The organism is Paraburkholderia sp. RHO2 (assembly GCF_050955445.1).
GTDB classification, from domain to species: Bacteria; Actinomycetota; Actinomycetes; order Mycobacteriales; family Mycobacteriaceae; genus Prescottella; species Prescottella agglutinans_A.
This window is the reverse complement of record NZ_CP162618.1, coordinates 376,392-394,846: the sequence shown is the minus strand read 5'-3', so window position 1 is coordinate 394,846 and position 18,455 is coordinate 376,392. Positions and strand designations below refer to the sequence as shown.

Sequence of the window (18,455 nt, the reverse complement as noted above, 5' to 3'; positions counted from 1 at the left end):
CAGTGATATAGTTCGGCCCGACGGGTTCACGACACTGCCGGTCCGGCCTTCGGCCCACGCACCAGCTGGCCTGGCAACGCACCACTCGCCTGCCCATCGCGGTAGGTGATCTCGCCCGCGACCACGGTTGCGGCGTAACCGTCGGCCTTCTGGATGAGCCGGCCGCCACCGGCTGGCAGGTCGAACACGAACTCCGGCGCGCGCAGGCTCAAATTGTCCAGATCGATAACGTTGATATCGGCCCGGAACCCTGGCCTCAGGAGCCCTCGATCGCGGAGGCCATACAGCTGCGCGGTATCCCAGGTCTGCTTGCGGACAACGAATTCCAACGGTAGTCGCTCGCCGCGATCCCGGTCGCGCACCCAGTGCGTGAGCATCGACGTTGGAGTGCTCGCATCGCAGATCAGCCGGCAGTGTGCCCCAGCGTCGCTGAGCCCCAGCACCGCCTGGGGATGCAGCAGCATCTCGCGAATTGGGTCCAGGGTGAATTCCGAATACCCGAGGAGCGGACGGAAGATCATTCCGCTCGTGTCCTCGGAACTAAGGAAGTCGTAGATGAGCGCCTCCGGATTCGCTCCGCTGCGCCGAGCCAACGCATCGAAAGACTGGTCCGCCGCGGGTTCGTAGTTCGGCGAAGTGGTGCTCATCGGGAAGTGCCGCTCGTAACCCTGCGGGAACAGGGCCGACCGCGGATCTGCACCGACTGGCCGCTCGCCCAGAATCCGTTCGCGCAGAGCCGGATCGCGCATCGCGGCACGCCTCTGCGGTGCCGGCAGATGCGCAATCTGTCGGTAGGACGGGCGCTTATGGAACGGATGGGTAGAGTCGAGGCTGACGATCACGCTGAATGGCCGACCTGCCACCTGCGGATGTAGATCCGCTCCGCCTGCCACTGCGTCTTCCGCAATCTGCAAGAGTTCGCGCCAGCCGTCAGGGTCATTATCGTTCTGAAATAGACCGAAGGTGATTGGCCGGCCGACCGCCGCGGACAGCTTACGCATCCATTTGATCTCGCCCAGCGGGTCGTCGACCTTCTCGCCGCCTGCACCCAGAGGCACGAGTTGGAACACGCCGGTGCCGACCTCGCCAAGCACACCGCCCAACGAGAAGAGTTCTCTTTCGGCAGCGAAGGTTCCCGGCACAGGATCGCCGGTGATCGCCAGGTGGGTCATGGTGCGCGAGGTTGAGAATCCCACAGCCCCCGCCTTCAGGCCCTCCCGAACCAGCCCACACATCTGCTCCAGATCATCATCGGTTGGCGGTTCGTTGGCCGCGCCGCGATCACCCATCACGTATGCGCGCAGCGCGCCGTGCGGGACCTGTGCGGCAACGTCAATGGCCCGTGGCACCTTGGCCACTGCGTCGAGGTACTCGGGAAAGGTCTCCCATTCCCAAGTGATTCCCTCTGACAGTGATGCGCCGGGGATGTCCTCGACACCCTCCATCAGGCCGATCAGCCAGTCGTGGCGGTCGGGTTGAGCGGGCGCGAAACCGACGCCGCAGTTGCCCATCACCACGCTGGTCACGCCGTGCCAGCAGCTCGGGGTGAGATGGGGATCCCAGCTCACTTGTCCATCGAAATGGGTGTGGATATCAACGAAGCCTGGCGTGACCAGATGACCTTCAGCATCGATTTCGGTGCGGCCTCGGTCGCTACCCACGCGGCCGACTCTGGTGATGATGCCGTTGTCCACGGCGACATCTGCGGTGCGGGTGGGGCTACCCGACCCGTCGCACACCGTTCCGTTGCGAATTACCAAGTCATGCAATGCTACGTATCCTTCCGTACCACTGGCGTGAAGATCAGGTTCTGGTAGCTGTAAACTTCTTGGGGCACATGCGGTACCGGTTCGCCGCGCCTCAGCTCCCACGCCTGGTATCCGGCCGACAAAACCGCCTCGATCAGCTCTCGACTACGTGGCGCGCCCACGACGTCGAGGTCGCCGACCTCTAGAGAAAGAGTAGGTCGCTGGCTCGCCAGCACCTCTCGCATCCCCGAAAGGACATGTGCCTCGGCACTTTCAGCGTCGATCTTGACGAAGTCGACGACAATTTCATGCTCACGAACGTGGTCGTCCAGGCACACCGCCTCGACCCGGAGTTCCTCAGAGGGAAGCCGCACGCGGACAGACTCTGGAAGCCGCGCCTGGAATGCGGAGTTGTAGGCGCTGTATCCCAATCCATGATCGTGGAAGACCAGCACATCGCGTTCAGACCACACTGCAGCAGGAACGACAGTGACGTTCGGGCGGCGGGCCGCGTTCTCGCGCAGCACTGACAGAGTTGAGGGTGTCGGCTCGAACGAGACCACTGATCCCTGCGGCCCGACGAGAGCGCTGGCCAGCATCGTGTAGTAGCCGATATGCGCCCCAACGTCGAGAACCGTTGCACCCGGGCGCAAATGGTCCAGCAGGTAAGCGGTGAGATCGTAGTCGACGAACCCATGCCGGTGAATTGCGATTGACACTTCTTCTGGCAGAGCGATCGTCATCCGCTGGCCCCAGAATGTTCGAGCGGTGGAGCGTCCTCCGATGCCGCGATGGCGGCGAGCCCGCAGGTTCCCAACAGTGGGGAAGGAGGTCCGCACGGGATGCCGCAGCCGTTCCTGCACTCCCCCGCGGGCCCGACGATCCAGAGAAGCACGCCATGTGGCGTCTATGCCGTTGGTCAACGCGCCCACGCCCCCTCTGGCAGTTGCAGCTCGGCGTCGACCATGATCCGGGCCAGTTCCTCGGTCGAGGTTTGCGCCTTCCAGCCGAATGCAGTTCGGGCCTTGCCGGCATCCCCGATTAGGGACTCAACTTCCGCGGGGCGCGTGTATGCCTCGTCGTGGTGGACGAACTCGCGCCAGTCGAGTCCCACATGTGCGAAACACTGATCGGCAAATTCGCGTACGGTGGTCCCCACACCCGTCGCCAATACGTAGTCGTCGGGCTCGTCAAGTTGCATCATTTGCCACATTCCCTCTACATATTCCGGCGCGTACCCCCAATCCCGAATCGCGTCGAGGTTGCCCAGATATAGGCGCGACTGCAGACCCGATTTGATTCGCGCGGCAGCCTTGGCGATCTTTCGCGTTACGAACGTCTCACCCCGCCGAGGCGATTCATGATTAAAGAGAATTCCGTTGACTCCGTAGATTCCATGCGCCTCGCGGTAGTTTCTGGTCATCCAATAGCTATAGACTTTTGCAGCACCGTACGGGCTGCGGGGATAGAAGGTGGTTTCTTCGCTCTGCGGCGGCGGGGCGGCTCCGAACATCTCAGACGAAGAGGCCTGATAGAAGCGGGTGTTCACATTTGCCATCATGATGGCTTCCAGGAGTCTTGTTGTGCCGATTCCGGTGACGTCGCCCGTATATTCTGGCTCGTCGAAACTGACACGAACGTGCGATTGCGCGGCTAGATTGTAAACTTCGTCCGGCTTAATTCGAGCCAATAGAGTCGCAAGCCTGCTCGAATCGCAAACGTCACCATAATGCAGAATAAGGCGGCGTCCGGATTCATGCGGATCTCGATATATGTGATCGAGTCGTCGAGTATTGAACGACGAACTCCGCCGCACTATACCGTGCACCTCGTAGTCCTTGGCCAGTAGCAGTTCGGCGAGATAGGAACCATCCTGACCCGTAACGCCGGTAATCAGTGCACGTTTCATGGGGCACTGCCTCCTTATCGCGGGGGACGAATTACAGTGGGATGAATTGCGGATTGAACCGCTCGTGCACGTACACGCGCCCCGCAGAGTTGCAGTCGATAATGTACGCCTTGCTGCAGCACTCCATTCCGTCCACAGGCCAAATATCCCGGCCAGCTGCGAGGGGTTTCCGTTTCATAGCTAGGCCAATCTTGCGTAGGTGCGGTCCAAGCAATTCGTCATCGATCGGAACAAGTGCGTCTCTTTCCGGACCGGAGATGATCACGCGATTGACGCTGATGACGTCGTGGCTGGTGGTCAGAATTCGAGACTTCCGGTCGACCACAATCGCTGAAGGTTCAGCACCCAGAAGATCGCAGCCAATGTCCGGAACGTCGTCAGCGCGTATCAGACATTGCTGTTCGACTTGCACCTTCAGGCGGTCGGCAAGTAGTGCTTCGAGCAGGACGGTTGTCGAACTGTCCGCACAGAGCAGCATCCGTGTCTGCGGTGGCGCCGACGAAAATTCCGGCAGCGAACCATGTGAGGTATAGCCTTCTTCGTATTCAGGAGCGAACGAATGCATATGAACTCCATCGGTTGACCCGCCTACCCTGAACGGGGATTCGTCTCCCATGCCAGCGAAGTGGGATGCTGCTCGATCGGGGAACCTTGACGCGGTTTCAAGACCAATACTGCCCCCCCAAGATTCGTTTTTTCACATACTGCGCCTCGAAAACTCTCAACGGCCGGTCCGGTGCGCCGAAGACTGCCTACAGCATCGCTGCAGAATCGGACCCCGACAAGGGGTTGCCTGGTTGCCTGCTCGGAAGGCAACCGGGCAACCTTGAATCGCCCCGGTGAGTCCGGAGACTTCATCTCTTGTGAAGGATGGAGTCATGTCAGGTTCGAGGAAGTACCCGGCCGAGCTGCGTGAGCGGGCCGTGCGGATGGTCGCCGAGGTGCGTGGCGAGTATTCGTCGGAGTGGGCGGCGATCGAGTCGGTTGCCGCCAAGTTGGGCATCGGGTCGGCGCAGACCCTGTTGAACTGGGTTCGTCGCGATCAGGTTGATGCGGGGAAGCGTCCCGGGGTCACCAGCGAGATTGCCGAGGAACTCCGCCGGCTCCGGGCCGAGAATCGAGAACTCAAACGCGCCAACGATATTCTGAAGTCTGCCTCGACTTTCTTCGCGGCGGAGCTCGACCGCCGCAATCGGTGATCGTCGACTACATCGACGAACACAAGCAGGAGTACGGCACCCCGCCGATCTGCCGCGTGCTGACCGCACACGGCTGCAAGATCGCGCCGTCCACCTACTACGACGCCTGCGCCCGCCGGCGACAGCCCTCGAAGCGACAGGTCCGTGACGAGGAACTCAAGGTCGAGATCGCCCGGGTCCACCGGGAGAACTACTCGGTGTACGGCGCCCGGAAGGTGTGGCTGCAATGCCACCGGGAGGGCGTCGAGGTGGCCCGCTGCACGGTCGAACGCCTGATGGGCGACCTCGGCCTCGACGGAGCCCGCCGCGGCAAGGCTAAACGCACCACGATCGCAGATCCCCAGGCGGGGCGTCCGGACGATCTGGTGCAACGTCAGTTCTGTCCGGAGGCGCCGAATCTGTCGTGGGTAGCGGACTTCACGTATGTGTCGACGTGGTCAGGGTGGGTGTACGTGGCGTTCGTGGTTGATGCGTACGCCCGCCGGATCGTCGGGTGGCGCACCGCGACCACCATGACCTCACAGCTGGTACTCGACGCGATCGAACACGCGATCTGGACCCGAGGGCGCGAGGGCATCGATGATCTGTCCGGGCTGATTCATCACCACGACCGCGGGTCGCAAGGCGGATTCAACCGGTCGATGCAACACCGGGCTGCTGGATCGATCGTAGGTGTTTGCTGAGGGCTTCGGCGGGTGTCTTCCATCCGAGTGCCTTGCGGGGTCATGTGTTGAGGGTGTGGGCGATCGTGGCGATCTCCTCGGCGCTCCACCGGGACAGATCTGTACCTTTCGGGAAGTACTGGCGCAGTAGTCCATTGGTGTTTTCGTTGGTGCCGCGTTGCCACGGGCTCTTGGGATCGGCGAAGTAGACCTTCACGCCTGTATGAGCGGTGAACCGGGCATGATCGGAGAGTTCCTTGCCCCGATCCCAGGTGACGGAGCGGCGCAGGTGATCCGGCAGAGCTGTGATTGCTTGTGCGAGGGCATTTGTCATCGTCACGGCTCCGTAGCCGGCGAGGGCGGGCCCGTTCTTCGTGCGTGGGACGATCCCGTAGCCGTTCTCGCGAGGAAGAGGGATGAGCATCGTGAACCTCGTCGTCCGCTCGACCAGGGTGCCGATCGCGCTGCGCTGCAACCCGATCACCAAATCCCCTTCCTTACGTTGTAGTGGTGGGCGATGTCATGGCCGGTCGTAGGGTCGTGATCGCTCTCCTTGGGACAGCGGGTATGGCTGAGATCTCCCTGCCGGTGTGACGGCTCACTGGGAATGGCCGCCCGCTGTCCTGCTGTCAGCTCGACCGCTCATTGAGACTCGCGCACAGATCGTTGGGTAAGGACGTGTCGGCGCGGCTGTCAGGCAAGGAGACGCCTGTGAGGGATGACGATCTGGAGGTACTGCGTGAGCGAGTTGTGGGCTGGGATCGATGCGGGTAAACGTGCGCATCACTGCGTCGTGCTGGATTCGGCTGGCGCAGTGGTCTTCTCGAAGAGGGTCGACAACGACGAGAGCGCGTTGCTCGACCTGATCGCGGCAGTGCTTGCGATGGCGGACGGTGATCCGGTGGTGTGGGCGACGGACCTCAATACCGGTGGTCCGGCGCTGCTGATCGCGTTGCTCGAGGCCCACGGCCAGCAGGTGCTCTACATTCCCGGGCGGATCGTTCACCACGCCGCGGCGACGTATCGCGGTGACGGCAAGACCGATGCGAAGGACGCGCGGATCATCGCCGACCAGGCCCGGATGCGCAGAGATCTGCAACCTCTCCGAGGCGGCGACCAGATCAGCACCGATCTGCGGCTGCTCACCTCGCACCGCACGGACTTGGTCTACGACCGGGTCCGGATGATCAATCGGTTGCGGGCCCTGCTGCTGGAGTACTTCCCCGCCCTCGAAGCAGCATTCGACTACTCCAAGAAGGCGCCGTTGGTCTTGCCCCGCGGGTTCCAGACCGCCGACGCTATCCGGCGCATGGGTGCAACCCGGCTTGCGACATGGCTGCGTAAACGCGGCTGCCGCAACAGCTCTCAGATGGCAGCCAAGGCGGTCACCGCCGCGGGGGCTCAGCACACCACGCTGCAAACGCAGTCGATGGGCGCTGCGCTCGTGGCACGCCTGGCATCCAAGATCACGGCGCTCGATGGGGAGATCGCCGAGATCGATGCGATGATCGCCGAACGATTCGCCGAGCACCGCGACGCCGAGATCCTCACCCAGCCTGCCCGGGTTCGGCATCGTGCTGGCGGCAACGTTCCTGGCCAACACAGGTGGTGATCTGGCAGCGTTCGGGACGGTGGATCGGCTGGCGTCTGTCGCCGGTGTTGCTCCTGCTCCACGCGACTCGGGCAGGATCAGCGGCAACCACCATCGGCCACGCCGCTTCAATCGGCGCCTGATGCGCACCTGCTACCTCGCGGCGCTGTCGAGCCTGAAGAACAGTCGCGCCTCACGGACGTTCTACGACCGCAAACGCGCCGAAGGGAAGAGTCACAAGCAGGCGTTGATCGCTCTTGCTCGCCGGCGGATCGCCACCTTGTGGGCGATGCTGCGCGACCGCACCCTCTACCAGGAACCGGACCCAGTGAACCTCGCTCCGGCTGCTTGACAACAGCATTGAGATTCCCAATGCCCAGGAACCCCGCGATCGGCGACCTCATCGGGACGCTCGCTGATGAGTGTGTGCGGCGCGACGTGTGCCCAGGCCTGCCGCTTCGCCCGCGCTCTCGGCACTCGCAGCGCACGCCCGGTACGCAGGTGCACGACCATTGCGCGGTCGAGCCCGCCGCGACTGCGGACATAGAGTGCCTGGTAGATCGCTTCGTGGCTGATGCGCATGGACTCGTCGTCCGGGAAGTCCACCTCGAGCCGGCGGGAGATCTGTTCCGGGCTCCACGCGGTCACCCACGCCCGATCACCCCGATGCGGCTTGTTGCGGCCCTTCCACTCCGGTGCGGCAGGCCCGGCAACCACGTTGCCTTTAGCGTCGCGGACAACACCAGCGAGCTTGTCCTGCACATACTCCCGGAGCGGAGCGTTCGACACGAGCTTCGCGGTCTTCGGACGCCGCGCAACCAACTCCGCTTTCCACTGCGCCACCGACGCCCGATAGTCGAGAGTGCCGCCACGTGTGGCCGCATTGCGGCGCAGCTCCCGTGAGATCGTCGACGGATCCCTGCCCACCGCGCGAGCGATCTCACGCCCCTGCGCCCCTCGCTTTGAGTAGCGCGATCTCCTCCCGCTCCTCGAACGACAGATACCGGCCAATGAGCGGGGTGATCATGAACGTCGGCATCCCGCCACGATCCCGGAACCACCTGGTACCGACGGCGGGCGACACGCCGACCGCCGCCGCTGCTGCCTCGCTCGTCACGCCCGTCGCGATCTCACACCAGAACCGCCGCTCGACCTCCCGTCGATGTGATGGCGCACCAGGCGACTTCATTGGGGATCTGCCCGTGAGTTCCTTCATCCATCCTGCTGGACGTCCCATCGCCACCTCCATGATCGAGGTGTTGCGACGACCGATTGAATTCGCCCAAATACACGTCGGTGGCCTTCACCGAGCGACTCCTCGACGCCGGCATCGATGCCTGGATCGGCGCCACCGGCAACAGCTACGACAACGCGCTCGCCGAATCGATCAACGGCCTCTACAAGACCGAACTGATCAAGGCCCAGGGCCCGTGGCGGACCGTTGACCAGGTCGAAGTCGCCACTCTCGAATGCGTCGACTGGTTCAATCACCGGCGGTTGTACGAGCACTGCGGCGACCTGCCGCCGGCCGAGTACGAAGCCCTCTACTACCGTGATCACCGAACTCAGCCGGTCGCTGAGTTCTCAAACTCGTAAGTCTCCAGACATTCCGGGGCGATTCACCTTGACGCATTCGTGGTGCCGCAATGGTGGGCTCTAGACGGTATGGAGTGACACACGACTTGTCGTGAGTTCGCCCCGAGTGGGTCGGCGCCCCTCGATCGGTGAGGCTCCGCCCGGCACGGGACCGACGTCAACGTCGTTCATGCTCGCTGCGCTGCGCGTGCTCCACGTTGACATCGACAGCCTGCGCCGGGCGGGAAGGCAGTGATCGAGAAACGCCCCCGGAAGGGCCGGCTGTGGACCGCTCTTGCGGGCCGGGGCCTCACGCACAAGATTCGTGGGTTACCGAGCAGACGAACCCGTCTGTTCGGCCTATCCGACAATTGTGGGAGGCCCCGGTGTTTACCGAGCGTACGAGCGTTGGACTGGACGTGCACGCACGTTCGGTCGCGGCAGCGGCCATCGACGGTGTCACGGGTGAGGTGTTCGCGGCCCGGTTGACCCCGTCCTACGAGCACATCCCGTCCTGGATCGCGGACCTGCCGGGACCGGCAGCGGCGGTCTACGAGGCCGGCCCGACCGGCTTCGGGTTGTATCGGGCGTTGACCGCCGCCGGGGTCCGGTGCGAGGTCGCCGCACCCTCGAAGCTGCAGAAACCGCCCGGGGACCGGGTCAAGACCGACGCCCGGGACGCGGTGCATCTGGCACGGTTGCTGCGCCTCGACGAGATCACCTCGGTGTCGATCCCGACCGCGGATCAGGAAGCGGCCCGGGACCTGGTGCGGGCGCGCGAGGACTGCCGCGGTGATCTCATGCGGGCGCGGCATCGCCTGTCGAAACTGCTGCTGCGGCACGGCATCGTCTACTACGGCGGCGCCGCCCCGGCCGGAGCGCACGACCGGTGGCTGCGCACCGAAGCGGCACCGCAGTTGACCTCACCCGCGACGCGGATGGCGTTCGACGCCGATTACGACCACGTCTTGACGATGCAGGCCCGGCGCCGGTGACTCGACACCGCGATCGAGGAGATGGCCACGGCGAGCGAGTTCACCCCGACCGTCCACCGGATGTGCTGTCTGCGTGGGGTGAGCAACCTTGACCGGGTTCGGGTTGGCCGTGGAGATCGGGGACTGGAATCGGTTCACCGGCAACACGATCGGATCCTTCGTCGGATTGGTGCCGTCGGAGTACTCGTCGGGTCCGTCACGTGTGCAGGGCGCCATCACCAAGACCGGGAACACCCACGCCCGCAGGCTGCTGGTCGAGGCGGCCTAGTAGGACTTTGTTAGGTCGGAAAGGTGTGGTGACAGATCGGGCAGGTGCCGATCCAACGGGCAAGTACGCGTTGGAGTTCGCGGACGATGCCGTAGAGGGTCAGCCCTGCCCACCGGCTTTTGGGTCGGTTAGTCGCAGGGTGGTCAGGAACAGGTGGGCTGCGGTGACGAGGGTGGCGTGGTGGTGCCAACCGATCCAGGAGCGGCCTTCGAAGTGGTCGAGGCCCAGGGCGACTTTGAGTTCGCGGTAGTCGTGTTCGATGCGCCAGCGGAGTTTCGCGAGGCGGACGAGCTCGTCGATCGGGGTGTCGGCGGGCAGGGTGGAGAGCCAGTAGTCGGTGGGTTCTGTTGCACCGATGGGCCATTCGGCCAGTAGCCACACCTGCTCGACCGATCCGTCGGTGGCGCGAGGCACTCGGTGGCCGGCGGGTCGGGCCCGTAGTGCGACGAACCGGGAGCGCATGACGGCGTCAGGATTGCCGGGTGTGGTCTTGGTGCCGCGCCGCCACGACACCTCCTGTGCCGCATCCGGTCCGGCGGCGACCACCATGTCCTTGCAGCTGGACTTCGGCACCCGGTAGCGGGCGGTGAAAGGACGGCCGGGGCCGATCCGGGGCGGGGTCTCGGGTTGGGCGTCGGCCGGGTAGACGCCGGTCGCCGCTTTGACTGCCACCATGTAGGGGATACCGCGGTCGGAGAGTGCGGCGCGGAACTGTGCGCCCTCGCCGTAGCCGACGTCCGCGACCACGACATCAGGCCGGGGCCGGCCCCAGGCGATCAGTTCGTCGATCATCTCCACTGCCATCTCCCATTTCGGCCGGTGCCGCTCCCCGTCGGGTATCGCCGACTTCTTCCGACGTGCCGCGACGACGCCCGCGGCGTCCGGGTCGTCGGCGCAGGTGTCGTCCCAGCTCTGCGGCACGAACAGTCGCCAGTTCAACGGACACGACGCGTCGTCGGACGCGGCGTGCACACTGACCGCGACCTGGCAGTTGCCAACCTTGCCCAACGTGCCCGAGTACTGCCGGGCAACACATGGAGAGGAATCGCCGTCCTTACCGAACCCCGTGTCGTCGACCACCCACGCGTCCGGTGTGATGAGCTCGCACGCCTTGCGTGAGAGCACCATCCGTACCGGTTCGACCTGCCACGGGGAGGTGGTTACGAACTGCTGCAACCGCTGATGATCGACACCGAGTCGGGCCGCCATCGGCTGCATCGACTTGCGCTCACCACTGAGCATCAATCCTCGCGTGTACACCCCTGCCGTCGCCAGCCTGTCCTTACGCAACAACGACGAGAACACCTCACCGACAAAGGAATCAAGACGTTCATCGACCTCGGACAGGGCTGCGGCATCCACCCGATCATCGTCTCGAAAATCACGCCGAAACTCGAGACCCTACACCCAACCGTGACAGACCTAACAAAGTCCTACTAGACGGTGGTCTCCAATCCCGAGCGGGTGGCAGCGCGACTGGCAGATCTTCTACCCGAAGCGGAAGTGGAGATCTTCGCAGGCACTGGCCACGGAATCCTTGGACACATCCCCGATCAGGTATCGTCCTCGGCGCCTTCCACGCCGCCGCGCTGACCGGACAGGGGATCGCCAAAGAGGAAACCCTCACTGCCCCAAGTGAGTTGACAGCGCTCATTTCCGGCCAGCTTCAGCGAGTGAGCAACCGGGACGCGGTCATGCCGCCAATGGATCCTGACCTCGATGCCGAACTGATTCTGGCGGCTGCCGCCGGGCTCGCTCAGGGGATGCTTCCCGGCTACGGCACAGCAGAACTGGCTCTCCAACTCGTCGAGCGCCTTCTCGATCGCGTACTCGGGCCAAGAAATCCTCAGACCACCTCATAGTCGGCCGTGAGAATCCTGTCCGTGGTTCCGGCCCCCTCGATGGCCGAAGCAACAGTTGGCAGTAGGCGAGAGATCCACGGGTCTCTAGCTGGTTGATGGCTGTTGTGGGTGTACAGCGCCGCGAGTCCGCGCTTATGCCTTTCACCCCATCGAAATCGGCTTGGTGTGCGGTGGCTATCTCAGCGAATTGGTTGATCGCAGCGACGAGGTGGCTGATGAAGCTGCCGCCGCCATGGCCGGCGCCGGCGAGGCGGCATCGCCGGTCGCGAGAAGCTGGTTCGGTGGCTCGAGTGCATGGTCTACGACCGCCCGATGATCACCGAGGAGCGGATCGAGGAACGCTGGGAGACGGCCCCGCGGATACGGTCGGGGCATCGAACGCAGCCTCTCAGCAGAGCTCGATCTCCACACCGGAATGGGTAAGAAATCTTGGGGCAGGTCAAGATGTCAACCAAACTGGGGGCAGTCCCCAATCCGAACTCGATCAGGCCGGGACGCCCGGCTCACGAAAGATCGAGGCGAGATCTGCTAACACTCATTCCGTCGGATGATTGATCGCGAGGTGCCGATGATCGCCAGTTCGCCTGAGCGCACTGATTCTTAGTTGGCAATCTTCCCGATTCGCATGCAAGTAGTTGTCGATTGACTCATCCTTGATGATCGCCCGGGAGCGAAGCGAAGTGCCTGATCGACCAAATCGAGTAGAGCACGGCCAAGTTGATTACAGAAATGCAGGCCACTGAATTCGAGCCTGTACAGGCATCTCGCTGCCCTGCCAAACGCAGTCATCCCATGGGGACCGTTGCACAAACTACGTGCCACCCCGAAGTGACCGCACTCGGTGAACCGAGGCACCTCCGGACAATTCGGATGATACTCGGCGCCTGTCATCGGGGTTCAAACTACGTCCTGGGTATGCGATCGGAACCCCGGGAGGGTAGGCGATGAGATAGTCCGCAGTCACTCGGTCCGCGACAATCTTTTTCCCCTCATCCGGCCAATCGTCATTGCAAGAGGCTGGCTTGTGGTTCTTCGCTATTGCCAAGAGTCCAGTCGCAAGCGCCTCGACCGCCTCACCCCCAATGCCGATCGTGACGTTGGCCAGGAGATCGTGACCAACCGGGTGCGGCAGGTAGACGCTATGTTCGTCGATCAGCCTCCGACGGACGATCGACGCCGCGCCACCCATCCGCATGGTGAACCGCAGTTCGTCCGGCTCGTACCAGTCGGCGACCCGGCGATCAATCTCACGACAAGGGCGCAATATTCCTTCCTCCGTGAGTCGAGTCCGCAGTCGGCCGTGCATGGCCAGCGCCCGATCTACACTCGTGGCACCCTCATGTTCGGCATGTGCGCGCGCAAGGTCGAGCGAAGCCATGATCGGCCAGGACGGCGACGAGGTGTGGTGCCGGTACATCGCAGACTCTGTTGCCTCTATGGACTTCTGGGGCCCGAGAACGTGCACGTACGCTGCTTGCCGCATGGCACACATCGTCTTGTGTGCTGAGTGCGTGACCCAAATCGAACCCGAGAATTGACCATCCTCGCGGAGGCGTGCACCCACGACAGTCGGTGAAAGCGACCCTGTACCAGGATGAAAGGTGTGGATGCCGGCCCACGCGTCGTCGAACACTATGTTCGTCATCGGCGACATCTCGTGGACCGTTCGGAGGACCCGATCAGTTCGCAGGCGGAGGCCCCCGTAAGTTGATGCCCCGAGCACAAGCGTATGAAAAGGATCATGTCGCCGTTGCGCATTGGAAAGCTGCGCCATCGCAGCATCAAGGTCCGCCACGCCTGGACGATCTGGTAGCGCCGGGATCCGAGTTGTGCGCAAGCCCATTAGATCGCAAGAGAAGTGGAGCGACTGGTGCGCTCCGGGATCGATCAGTGTATTGGTTCCGAACACCGCCGCGGCTCCAATTGCGATGGCGTTCGACACGGTAGTGCCCATCGAGACGAAGAGCGTCGCGTCAGAGAAGAACGCATGTGCCGCACGCGCTTGAGCCAGGGCAAGGGGGCCAGTCGGCCAGAAGGGAGAGTCCAGCAGATCGCGGCCCCAGGACACGTCGATACTCGACAGGTCCGACAAGGCAAGCTGCTCGTAGGCGGCACGGAGCTCCACATTACAAATCGGCAGATCCCCACCCCACGGTACTGCATGGAAATTGTACCGTGTCGCTGCTGTGATGCCGCTCAACATTGACACTAGCGGCAGAGGTGTACCGGCAGTCACCGCGCTCCGTCCGAGATCGTCGCATAGTAGTTGGCCACGGCCCGCGGATTCGGCCCTCGATACAGTTCACGAACCGGAAGAGGCGGAAACCCCTTCTCCTCCAACATATTCGATGTTGTAACAGCCAGGAGCGAGTTTCCACCCAACTCGAAGAAGTCGGAATCGCTGTCAACCTGGATGCCAAAGAGTCGGCTCCAGATCTGTTGCACGGCAGTATCGATATCAGTGGACGGCTGTACGGCGTCTTCTGCAGCGCCCTTGCTGAGCGCAAGGCTATTGAGTGCCTCGACGTCCACTTTCCCGTTGTGCGTGAGGGGGAACGAGTTCACGATGGCAATCCTGGACGGCACCATATATCCCGGAAGCCGCTGTGCGGCGCGGCGGCGGATATCGTGTCGGGCCATCGGGGCTCGACCGACTAGGTAGGCACAGATCCGAATGTCCTGCGGATCGTCGGGCTCGGCTCGTGCGACAACTACTGCGGACTCGATCTCCGGCTGCTCGAGCAGCACACCACGGACTTCATCGAGTTCGATGCGATATCCGCGGATCTTGACCTGGTTGTCCATCCGGCCCAGGTGTTCGATTCGACCGTCGGGCAGGGCACGGCCGATGTCACCGCTACGGTAGTAGCGAACATCGGTCTCGGAGTCGGTGACGAATCGCTCAGCCGTGAGTTCTGGACGGTTCACGTAGCCGTGCGCAAGCCCGACCCCCGACACCCAGATCTCACCCCTGACGAAGGGGGGAACTGCGCGGCCCGCGCTATCCCGGATCTCGAGGCCCCACCCCGGCAGAGGTCTGCCGACACTGCGTGGATTCGTGAGCACTGCACGCCGAGTCAGTGACTCTGCCGTTACGTGCACCGTGGTCTCGGTGATGCCGTACATATTCACCACGCGACACACCTCCTCCGGCATCAGATCGAACCAGCGCAACGCAGGCGCAGGGTCCAGGGGTGCACCGCCAAGCACTATCAGGCGCAGCGCTGTCGATCCAGGTGCGCGTTCGGCCGCGGCGACGAGTTGGCCGAACGCCGAGGGGGTTTGACTGACGATGGTGATCCGCTCACTGCGGACTAGTTGCCAAAATTCGACGGGTGACCGCGCTACGAAGTACGGAACGACGACGAGGCGCCCTCCGGTAGCCAGACAGCCCCAGATCTCCCACACCGAGAAATCGAATGCGGCCGAGTGGAAGAAGGTCCAATTATCTTGCGCGTCAAGGGAGAACTGAGTCACGCCAGCAGCGACCAGCCTCATGATGTTGTCGAGGGGGATCTCCACACCTTTGGGCCGCCCAGTAGAACCGGACGTGTATATGACATATGCAGGAAGATTCGGATCGCTGAGGTCATCAGAAGCACCGGCCATGGGAGCGACCGCATCTAGAATTTCCTCAACAGTAACCGTGACGCCGTCGAACCCCGCTACTATCTCGGCGTCCCCGATCGACAGGCGTGTCCCGGCATCCGACAGCACGTATCGGCACCGTTCGGCGGGCCAATCGGGATCGATTGGAACATAGGCAGCGCCAGCGCGAATCACGCCGAGCAGTGCGGCAACTAGCTCTATGGATCGCGTGAGACACACCGCCACGCGATCGCCGGCACCGATTCCGCGCGCGCGTAGACCCGCCGCGATCCGACCACTTGTCGAATAGAGGTCACGATAGGATATGGATTTCGGACCATCGATGACGGCAACTGCGTTCGGATCACACGCACGATCTCGGATGGAATCAACGACTGTCCTGGTAGGGCCATCAAGCGTAGCGGCGCTGGGAGAGCCTTGATGAGACGAGGCGAGAGGCCGGTGCCCAACTAGTGCCGAATCCTCGCTTTCCAGCAGATCGCCGCAGAAGCGAGCAACATCGGTGGCGAACTGCTCAAGTGCGATGGCGGAGACGATCGCCGTGCTCGCGTGAAAGGACAGCACTGCTTTGCCCTCGCCGTGCAGTTCGAGATGGACTGCCATCGCAAACTCATCGAAGGAGCCCAGATCGTAGTGAATTCGATTGGACTCCAACATATTGTCAATGTTGTCTACGACGATCAACACCGTGTCAAGGCGACCGTTGCGCCCCAACTGTTCTATCCGTGATTGGTCAAGAGGCATTGAGTTGGCCCGGAGGCCAGCGGGTTCAAATGCGTCACAGAGCTGCGATACTGTCTGTTCTTGATTACAAACCTGATTGCAGCACAACATGATCGACATCGGCGTACCGGCCTGTAGAAGCCCGGTAGCTACCGTCCGCGTTGAAGCGTATCTGCCAAGGACCGAGGAGATCGCTGCTAATGCGGCCTCGTGGATGCCGGCTGTATCGCAGTCATAGATCGTGCGCTGCGCGACACCGATCGAATGCTCTTGACTCCACTGCGCTGCATGCTCGACCGAGCCCCATCCCACGCCGAGTCTCGTGCCACTCTCGACTGCGGCTATTTCCTCGCCAAGCATAGGGCTACCACCAAGCATAGGGCTACCACTGTTGTTCGCCGGACACGGAGCGGTGTCGAGACCGTTCACGAGCCGACCCAACGTCGCACGATCGGCGAATCGGCGATCCGCAACGACCACTAGAGCCCATCCGTCGACGAACTGAGCGACGGTAAGCCGAAGTCGCTGCCCTGCGGCGGCAGCAAGCACGCGCTCGGACTCACGCCGCAGCCATCGCTGTGCGGCGCCGCTTTCGCGGGTGAACGGCAAAGTTTCCGTGTCGACGTACCAACCGACAGCAGCATCGGAGTCGGTCGAGCGCTGAGTCAACTTCGCGACCGCAAACCGCAATTCGCCGATGTCCGGTCGTCCGTCAGTGAGCACCGCCAGACCGTGGGAGTGGATCATGTCGCCGCTCACCTGGCAGAGTACCCTCCGTCGACCGGCATAGCCGTTCCGGTGACTTGCCGTGCTGCATCCGAAACTAACCACACAGCGGCGCCTGCCACGTCCTCCGGCTCGATCAGCCGGTTCATAGGCTGTGACTGCACAAACGTGGACTCGTAGTCCGTGGCCGGCAGGTCTAGCGCGTGCGCGATCTCTTGAAGCATCCGGCCTTCGACGGAGGCTTTGTCACGGACCGATCCTGGGCACAGAGCGTTCACGCGCACCTGATGTGGGCCGAAGTCTAGAGCCGCCGCCTTAGTGAGTCCGATGAGTCCGTGTTTCGCCGCTACGTACGCCGCGAAATTTCGGTAACCGACCAGGCCCGCGGTAGACGAGATGTTGACTATGCTGCCCGCCCGACGCTTGATCATGCCGGGCACGACGTACTTGGTCATCCGCCACGCACCGTTCAGATCGATGTCAACCATTAGTTCCCATTGTTGTTCGGTGATCTTGTGCACCGGTTCACCTGAGGGTGCCGCAATTCCGCCAGAGTTGATGAGGGCATCACATTTCCCGTAACGGGCCAATGTCGCGAGAACCGTGTCACGACACTGCTCGGTCGAGCGGAGATCACCGAGAACCACGAGAGCAGAGCCGCCCACCGCCCGGCACTGTTCGGCAGTGCACTCGAGTTGGCTTTTGGTGCCGAGTGGGTAGGGCACGCCGTCGATGTCGGCACCAACGTCCATCACTGCAACATCGGCCCCCTCGGCTGCACAGGCAACCGCGCACGCCCGTCCAAGCCCACGCGCGGCACCTGTCACCAGCACTGTCTTGCCGGCCAGACGCATCTACTGCACCGCCTTGACCGACGTCTGCTCGACGACCATGCTCACGATCTGCGCACTGTGATCCGTGAGATACATGTGTCCCCCATCCATGTCGACGTGCGTGACAGTTCCCGACGATGTCGCCCCCGCCCAGCCGGCGACTGCCTCAGCTGGCACCAGATCGTCGTCTCGACCGCGCAGCACCGTGATCGGCGCGTCGATCAAGCGTGTCGGGTCAGCACGGTACGCCTCGTGCATGCCGACGTCGGCCCGCAGTACCGGCAGGATCAGCTCGCGCAGTTCAGGATTCGCGAGTGCGGGGTGATCATATCCTGCGAAGTTCTTGACGCGTTCGACGAATTCACTGTCGTCGGCGGCGGATGCGGTGGCGTCGCGACCGTCATAGGGCGATGGGGATCCACTGGCGAAGAGCCGGGTGACGACGGTGCCGGTCTGCTCGATCGCGATCGCCAATTCGAAGGCCAAGACGGCACCGAGGCTATGTCCGAATAGAGCGACGCGACGCTGGTGAAGATCGACGGGCAGTTGCCCGGCAAGATCGGCCACCGCGGCGTGGATGGAGGTCAGCGGTACCTCGTCGAATCTGCGCTCGCGGCCGGGCAGTTGCAGTGGGAGGATCTCCACCTCGTCCGGGCTGACACGCTGCCACGAATGGAATGAACTCGCGCCACCACCAGCGAAGGGCAGGCACAGCAATAACGTCTTGGACACCGTGTTCTCCATTTCAAAAGTTG

The 18,455-nt window shown here is 62.9% G+C and carries 10 protein-coding genes and 7 pseudogenes; 6 read left to right on the top strand and 11 right to left on the bottom strand.

Annotated elements, in window-relative coordinates:
• Positions 1 to 26 precede the first annotated feature (26 nt).
• From ABTV10_RS26860 to ABTV10_RS26845, 4 genes are all read right to left on the bottom strand, one after another.
• Positions 27 to 1,769, bottom strand: coding sequence for an N-acyl-D-amino-acid deacylase family protein (locus ABTV10_RS26860; RefSeq protein WP_499035344.1), 1,743 nt, complete (start codon positions 1,767 to 1,769; stop codon positions 27 to 29).
• A gap of 2 nt (positions 1,770 to 1,771) precedes the next feature.
• On the bottom strand, positions 1,772 to 2,491 hold the full coding sequence (locus ABTV10_RS26855; RefSeq protein ID WP_499035342.1) for an FkbM family methyltransferase: 720 nt from the start codon (positions 2,489 to 2,491) through the stop codon (positions 1,772 to 1,774).
• Positions 2,492 to 2,667: 176 nt separating this feature from the next.
• Complete coding sequence (gene gmd, locus ABTV10_RS26850) at positions 2,668 to 3,657, bottom strand: GDP-mannose 4,6-dehydratase (protein ID WP_499035340.1); 990 nt, start codon at positions 3,655 to 3,657, stop codon at positions 2,668 to 2,670.
• 31 nt (positions 3,658 to 3,688) lie between these two features.
• Positions 3,689 to 4,222: a hypothetical protein gene (locus ABTV10_RS26845; RefSeq protein ID WP_499035338.1), complete on the bottom strand. Its 534-nt coding sequence runs from the start codon at positions 4,220 to 4,222 to the stop codon at positions 3,689 to 3,691.
• A gap of 313 nt (positions 4,223 to 4,535) precedes the next feature.
• Here ABTV10_RS26845 and ABTV10_RS26840 point away from each other — a divergent pair.
• Both ABTV10_RS26840 and ABTV10_RS26835 read left to right on the top strand, forming a co-directional pair.
• Positions 4,536 to 4,850 (top strand): annotated as a pseudogene (locus ABTV10_RS26840) (transposase); the annotation flags it as partial.
• 2 nt (positions 4,851 to 4,852) lie between these two features.
• A pseudogene (locus tag ABTV10_RS26835) lies at positions 4,853 to 5,479 on the top strand (IS3 family transposase); the annotation flags it as partial.
• A 7-nt stretch (positions 5,480 to 5,486) separates the two neighbouring features.
• Here ABTV10_RS26835 and ABTV10_RS26830 read toward each other — a convergent pair.
• Positions 5,487 to 6,014: pseudogene (locus ABTV10_RS26830) on the bottom strand (IS30 family transposase); the annotation flags it as partial.
• Positions 6,015 to 6,236: 222 nt separating this feature from the next.
• Between ABTV10_RS26830 and ABTV10_RS26825 the strand changes: the two are divergent.
• Positions 6,237 to 7,461 (top strand): annotated as a pseudogene (locus tag ABTV10_RS26825) (IS110 family RNA-guided transposase).
• Positions 7,462 to 7,475: 14 nt separating this feature from the next.
• Here ABTV10_RS26825 and ABTV10_RS26820 read toward each other — a convergent pair.
• Positions 7,476 to 8,325 (bottom strand): annotated as a pseudogene (locus tag ABTV10_RS26820) (transposase); the annotation flags it as partial.
• A 68-nt stretch (positions 8,326 to 8,393) separates the two neighbouring features.
• Here ABTV10_RS26820 and ABTV10_RS26815 point away from each other — a divergent pair.
• Together ABTV10_RS26815 and ABTV10_RS26810 are read left to right on the top strand one after the other, a co-directional pair.
• A pseudogene (locus ABTV10_RS26815) lies at positions 8,394 to 8,705 on the top strand (integrase core domain-containing protein); the annotation flags it as partial.
• Positions 8,706 to 9,070: 365 nt separating this feature from the next.
• Positions 9,071 to 9,944: pseudogene (locus ABTV10_RS26810) on the top strand (IS110 family RNA-guided transposase); the annotation flags it as partial.
• A 102-nt stretch (positions 9,945 to 10,046) separates the two neighbouring features.
• Here ABTV10_RS26810 and ABTV10_RS26805 read toward each other — a convergent pair.
• Positions 10,047 to 11,309 carry an IS701 family transposase gene (locus ABTV10_RS26805; protein WP_499035337.1) on the bottom strand — a complete coding sequence of 421 codons (1,263 nt, stop codon included), beginning with the start codon at positions 11,307 to 11,309 and terminating at the stop codon, positions 10,047 to 10,049.
• A gap of 311 nt (positions 11,310 to 11,620) precedes the next feature.
• Here ABTV10_RS26805 and ABTV10_RS26800 point away from each other — a divergent pair, with 311 nt between their 5' ends.
• On the top strand, positions 11,621 to 11,809 hold the full coding sequence (locus ABTV10_RS26800; RefSeq protein WP_499035335.1) for a hypothetical protein: 189 nt from the start codon (positions 11,621 to 11,623) through the stop codon (positions 11,807 to 11,809).
• Between the two features lie 811 nt (positions 11,810 to 12,620).
• Here ABTV10_RS26800 and ABTV10_RS26795 read toward each other — a convergent pair.
• The 4 genes from ABTV10_RS26795 to ABTV10_RS26780 are packed head-to-tail and all read right to left on the bottom strand — an operon-like array spanning position 12,621 to position 18,444.
• Positions 12,621 to 14,012: an aminotransferase class I/II-fold pyridoxal phosphate-dependent enzyme gene (locus ABTV10_RS26795; RefSeq protein ID WP_499035334.1), complete on the bottom strand. Its 1,392-nt coding sequence runs from the start codon at positions 14,010 to 14,012 to the stop codon at positions 12,621 to 12,623.
• A 29-nt stretch (positions 14,013 to 14,041) separates the two neighbouring features.
• Positions 14,042 to 16,900, bottom strand: a complete 2,859-nt coding sequence (locus ABTV10_RS26790; RefSeq protein WP_499035333.1) for a non-ribosomal peptide synthetase — start codon at positions 16,898 to 16,900, stop codon at positions 14,042 to 14,044.
• Positions 16,897 to 17,721 (bottom strand): SDR family oxidoreductase, encoded by an 825-nt coding sequence (locus ABTV10_RS26785; protein WP_499035332.1) that lies wholly within the window; start codon positions 17,719 to 17,721, stop codon positions 16,897 to 16,899. The genes ABTV10_RS26790 and ABTV10_RS26785 overlap by 4 nt, the downstream gene beginning before the upstream one ends.
• A complete protein-coding gene (locus tag ABTV10_RS26780) occupies positions 17,722 to 18,444 on the bottom strand; it encodes a thioesterase II family protein (RefSeq protein WP_499035331.1) in 723 nt (240 codons plus the stop codon).
• Positions 18,445 to 18,455 lie beyond the last annotated feature (11 nt).